General features: G+C 61.9%; 4 protein-coding genes. All 4 read right to left on the reverse strand.

Annotated elements, in window-relative coordinates; genetic code table 11:
• Positions 1-31: 31 nt before the first annotated feature.
• Positions 32-1,306: an ATP-binding protein gene (locus GPA_RS04770; RefSeq protein ID WP_015539111.1), complete on the reverse strand. Its 1,275-nt coding sequence runs from the start codon at positions 1,304-1,306 to the stop codon at positions 32-34.
• Between the two features lie 359 nt (positions 1,307-1,665).
• Positions 1,666-2,325: a LysR family transcriptional regulator substrate-binding protein gene (locus tag GPA_RS04775; protein WP_015539112.1), complete on the reverse strand. Its 660-nt coding sequence runs from the start codon at positions 2,323-2,325 to the stop codon at positions 1,666-1,668.
• Between the two features lie 205 nt (positions 2,326-2,530).
• The gene (locus tag GPA_RS04780) at positions 2,531-3,868 is read right to left on the reverse strand and encodes a phenylacetate--CoA ligase family protein (protein WP_015539113.1); all 1,338 of its coding nucleotides are present in this window, start codon (positions 3,866-3,868) and stop codon (positions 2,531-2,533) included.
• Between the two features lie 314 nt (positions 3,869-4,182).
• A partial coding sequence (locus GPA_RS04785) for an MFS transporter (protein WP_041239109.1) occupies positions 4,183-4,807 on the reverse strand: 625 nt, incomplete at its 5' end.

Below are 4,807 nucleotides of genomic sequence, written 5' to 3' on the forward strand. Positions count from 1 at the left end.
AGCGGCCGGCGCCCCCGACGACGAGGGGCCGCTACCGCAGTAGGTTGTGGGAATCGAGAAGGAAGGCGCGAATATCTCGATGGATGATGCCCTTCTGGCTCCGATCAACTTCATCGAGTGAAAGCACGTACTTTGGATAATCGCTCCTCAACTCTTCTAGCGGTTTGAACTCGCGCTCGATCGTCGACTCGTCGGCTAGCAAGTAGCACACTTGCAAATACAGCTTGCGTGACCCCTTTGAGGCGATGAAGTCTATCTCGCGTGAGGGGCTGTCCGATTTCACCGAGAGATTTTTGCCGTTGTCAGAAGTAGACATAGGCTTGTCGCCCACAGTCACGCTCCATCCATAGCGAAGCAGTTCGAGAAACACGATATTCTCCAACACTTGGTCGATATTGCGATCATTGTTTCCGTACACCGCCTCCCTCAAACCTTGGTCCACGAGATAGTATTTCTCTTGGCTTTTAAAGACCTTCTTGCTCATCACGTCAACACGTGACGCACGGTACAAAAGGTTGGCATCACAAGCCACCTGCACGTACTTGAGCACCGAACCAATGGATATAGAAATGTTCTCGCCTTCCAGCATACGCTCGATACTGCGGCCGCTGAAAGTATGGCCTACATTCGCAATCAAAAACGGAAGCAGCTCCCCCAACAGCGACGCGTCTTTGATGCTTTCTCGCTCCACCATATCCTTCAAAACCACGGTGTCGTAAATGCTGAGCAGATATTCACGGCAAGGATCGGGCGCATACCCCAAATACGAGAGGAAGGGAAAACCTCCCAGCACGCGGTAGATATCGAACGCCTCGTCCATACTCTCGACCACCCCGTCATCAGCCCGGAGGCGGACAAATTCCGAGAACGAGAACGGGAATACCTCGAACTCAACGTAACGCCCGCTAAGATACGTGGCGAACTCACCTGAAAGAAAGTGGGCGTTCGAGCCAGTAAGATAGATATCGACAAGGAATTCCGTCTGCAAGCCGGGAACAAGCTGCTCCCATGACTCGACCTCTTGGATCTCATCAAGGAAAAGATACCCCTGCTCGCCGCCCAACGAATCCGCCCATGCTTTCACTTGCTCATAAAGCAGGTTGGGATTTTTGAGGTGACGGTTCGCGTATACCTCTAGGTTTATATCAAGCATGCACTCCTCGGGCACGCCTTGGGAATGCAACTCTGCGCGAACAAGCTGAAGAAGAGTCGATTTCCCCGAACGACGTACCCCGGTGACGATTTTTATAATGGGTTTGCCGATGAAGGGTCGAATTCTGTCGAGATAGAGTGGGCGTTCGATCATAGGGAGACCTCCAAGTTTGTTCATTGTAGTTGACAAACTAGCTTGATTGCTATGTTTTGTCAACTACAATGAACAAACTTTGCACCAGCGGAAAGGAGTTGGCTCGCAGGTTGGCAGGCAAAGAGCGCAGCTTCCGACTTATGCTCCCGGAAAGCGCGTAGCGAGCACGCAGGCGCTTGAGAGGAGGCACCCCGGCTGGCGTAGTCAGTCAGCGAGGGCGGCTGTGGTGCCCGAGATCGAGGGGATGGCGGAGGCGAAGCGTACTTCGGTACGCGAGCCTCCGGCATCGCCGCGAGATCGGGTGCCACAGCCGGCCGCAGCGTCGACTTAGTTCCGGCAGCCGAGAGGCTGCCGGAACCCTAGAACCGCGCGTATCTCTCCAGGTTCTTCTTCAGGGTGTCCACGAAGCGCTGGCCCGTCTCGCCCAGCTGCTCGCCCTTGCGCACGACGTAGCCCAGGTGCAGCTGCACGTCGGTGTTTAGGGGCACGGTGTTGAGTCCCGCGCCGTCGGAGATGCCCACCAGGATGCCGCTCGTCACCGTGTAGCCGTTCAGGGCCACGATCAGCTCCGAGAGCGAGGCGCGGTCGGTGCAGGCGATGCTCTTCGCGCGCGGCACGCCGGCCAGCGCCTCCTCGGCGAAGGCGACCGGGGAGTCCTCGTCCTGCTCGAAGTAGAGGTACGGGTAGTCTTCCATGTCCTCGAGGGTGAGGCTCGCGGCGTTCACCATGGGGTGGCTCGCCGGCAGCGCCACGCGCGGGGCCGACTGGATGAGCTCCACGAACTCGAGGCCCGCGGCGTCGAGCGCGGCGTTCACCTCGTCGGCCGTGGCCGAGGTCTGGAACAGCACGCCCAGCTCGCTCTTCCCGCTGGCAACGTCGTCGATGACGCCCTGGGTGGTGCGGTCGCGCAGCGCGTAGGCATAGGCGTCGCCGCCCAGCGCCAGCACGGTGTGGGCGAAGGTCTGCACGTTGAACAGGTAATGCTGGCCGGAAACGGCGAACGTGGTTTCAGTGGTCATAGGTGGAATCCTTTCAACAAGATTTCTTTCTCGTGGGTCCAAATCAGTCAGCGAGGGCGGCTGTGGTGCCGAAGATTCGTGGGATGGGGAAGGCGAAGCGTACTTTGTGTACGTGAGCCTTCCCCAGCACGCGAAGATTCGGTGCCACAGCCGGCCGCAGCGTCGGCCCGTTCCGCCGTTCGACAGAACGGCGGAACGGCGGAACCTACTGGCAGCCGCGTTCGTCGATGAAGCGCGACGCCTTGTGCTCGGATGACGTGCCCAGCTTGCCCGCATCATACACGATAACCTTCTGCGGGCGCACGCCCACGTGGGCCTTGATGGCGGCCATAGTGCGCTTCGCCACCTCGTCGTAGGGCTCATCGCTGCCCAGCGCGCGCTCCACGGACACCTCGTACTTGCAGGTGAAGTCCTGCTCGTACACGCGGATGGAGTACTCGCCGGTGAGGCCGTCCAGGCCGCGCACCACGTACTCGATGTCGGTGGGGAACACGTTCACGGCGCTCACGATGAACATCTCGTCCTTGCGGCCGGTGATGTGGATGCGCGCCAGCGTGCGCCCGCATTCGCACGGCTCGGTGGACACGTAGCCGATATCGCCCGTGCGGAAGCGGATCATGGGACGCGCCTTCTTCATGAGGGTGGTGTACACCAGCTCGCCCGTCTCGCCCGGCGCCAGCACCTCGCCGGTCGTCGGGTCCACCGTCTCCACGAGTATCTGGTCCTCCACGATGTGCAGGCCGTCGTGCGCCTCGCATGCGGCGGCGCAGGCACCGTAGATGTCGGACAGGCCGTAGAAGTCCACGACCTTCGCGCCCCACAGGTTCTCGATGCTCTCGCGCGTGGACGGAATCGACCCGCCCGCCTCGCCGGCCACGATGATGGTGTGGATGTTGAAGTCGGTGCGCGGGTCGTAGCCCTTCTCCTTCGCCACCTCGCCCAGGTGCCACGCGTAAGACGGCGACGTCCAGATGACGGTGGGCTGGTACTGCTTCAGCACGAACAGCAGGCGGTCGGAGGGCACGGCGCCCACCCAGATGGCCAGCGCGCCCAGGCGCTGCGCGCCGATGACGTCCGGACCGCCCACGTACAGCGCGAAGTTGAGCGCGTGCACGTAGCGGTCGTTCGGGCGCATGCCGGCCTGCCAGAACAGGCGCGCCTCGGTGTCCTGCCACAGGTCGAAGTCCTCCTGCGTGAAGGGGCTCACCGTGGGGACGCCCGTGGATCCGGACGAGGTGGCCATGAAGATGACCTCCTCCTCGGGCACGGAGCACATCTCGCCGAAGAAGCTGCCCACGTGCTGCGTCTCGCGTTCGGTCTTCTTGTCGATGAACGGGAACTTCGCGATGTCGTCGAGCGTCCGGATATCGTCCGGCGTCACGCCGGCCTCGTCGAACGCGCGCTTGTAGTACACCGTGTTATCGTATGCGTAGGCCACCATGTCCTTCAGGCGCTGCAGCTGCAGCGCCTCGAGCTCGGGCCGCGGCATGCACTCGATCTCCGGATCGTAGTATTTCTGGGATACGGGGATGTCCTTCGCCATGGTTGCTCCTTGATCGGTTCTTGTTTCCTCCGCTGCTTGCACGCCCGCGACGGGCGACGCCTGCACGACCGAGCGCCGAGCGCCCGCTTGCGGTTTCCGTACCTGTCTGCCCGCGCCGAATGTTTCACTTGAAACATTCGTTCGCTATCTGGGCTTTCGCAGGTAAAAGCAGCGTATTGCATGAAACCACTAACCGGCGGCGAATACAACCTTCTAAGTCATTCGTTGTTCTGATGCTTTGCTATCGCAAAAACCGATAGCTTGGCACGGTGCGGAAGTGAACGACACCGCACCGCGCGCATTCGCCCCGCAGGCTACCTCGCGCGCGTTGCCCGCAGGTCGGCGTCCCACTTTTTCGAGAAGGGCAGCACGTCAACCAGCGCCACCACCGAGAGCACGCCCAAGATGGTGAACACGGCGAGCGGGCTGTCCACGCCGCCGGCCAGCGCCTGAGCGGCCATGCTCAGCAGTGAGCCGTAGATGATGGACGTGTTGATGACCGACAGGTTGAGCGGGTACTTCGCCGACCCGTAGCGCTGGCGGGCGAAGGCCGACGCCACCACCGGCTCGCCGCCGTAGGCGAAGCCGCAGCACAGCGCGCCCGCGATGTAGAGCGCCGGGGTGCCCGTGGCGAACGCGCCGATGATGCAGCCGCAGGCCACGGCCGCCACCGCGCCGTCCACGAACATAGTCACCTTCACGTTCGTGCGGTCGTAGATCATCCCCACCACCACGCGCGCCAAGCCGTTGCAGGTGGACACCAGGCCCACAAGCAGCGTGGCGAAGGCGGCGTCGATGCCCACGAGCTGCGCGTTCGCCGCGCAGTTGCCGATGGTGGCCAGGCCGATGGCCACCACGATGACGGCCCAGATCCAGAACAGGTACAGGATGGGCGTCTTGAGCAGGAACCGCTCGTCGGCGCCGTCCCCGCCCGCCGCG

It is taken from the genome of Gordonibacter pamelaeae 7-10-1-b, assembly GCF_000210055.1.
Classification (GTDB): Bacteria; Actinomycetota; Coriobacteriia; order Coriobacteriales; family Eggerthellaceae; genus Gordonibacter; species Gordonibacter pamelaeae.

What these genes read in the sequence shown, in the direction of transcription:
- GPA_RS04775 (WP_015539112.1), bottom strand. Translation starts at nt 2,325, where the DNA reads ATGACCACTGAAACCACGTTCGCCGTTTCCGGCCAGCATTACCTGTTC.
- GPA_RS04780 (WP_015539113.1), bottom strand. Translation starts at nt 3,868, where the DNA reads ATGGCGAAGGACATCCCCGTATCCCAGAAATACTACGATCCGGAGATC.
- GPA_RS04770 (WP_015539111.1), bottom strand. Translation starts at nt 1,306, where the DNA reads ATGATCGAACGCCCACTCTATCTCGACAGAATTCGACCCTTCATCGGC.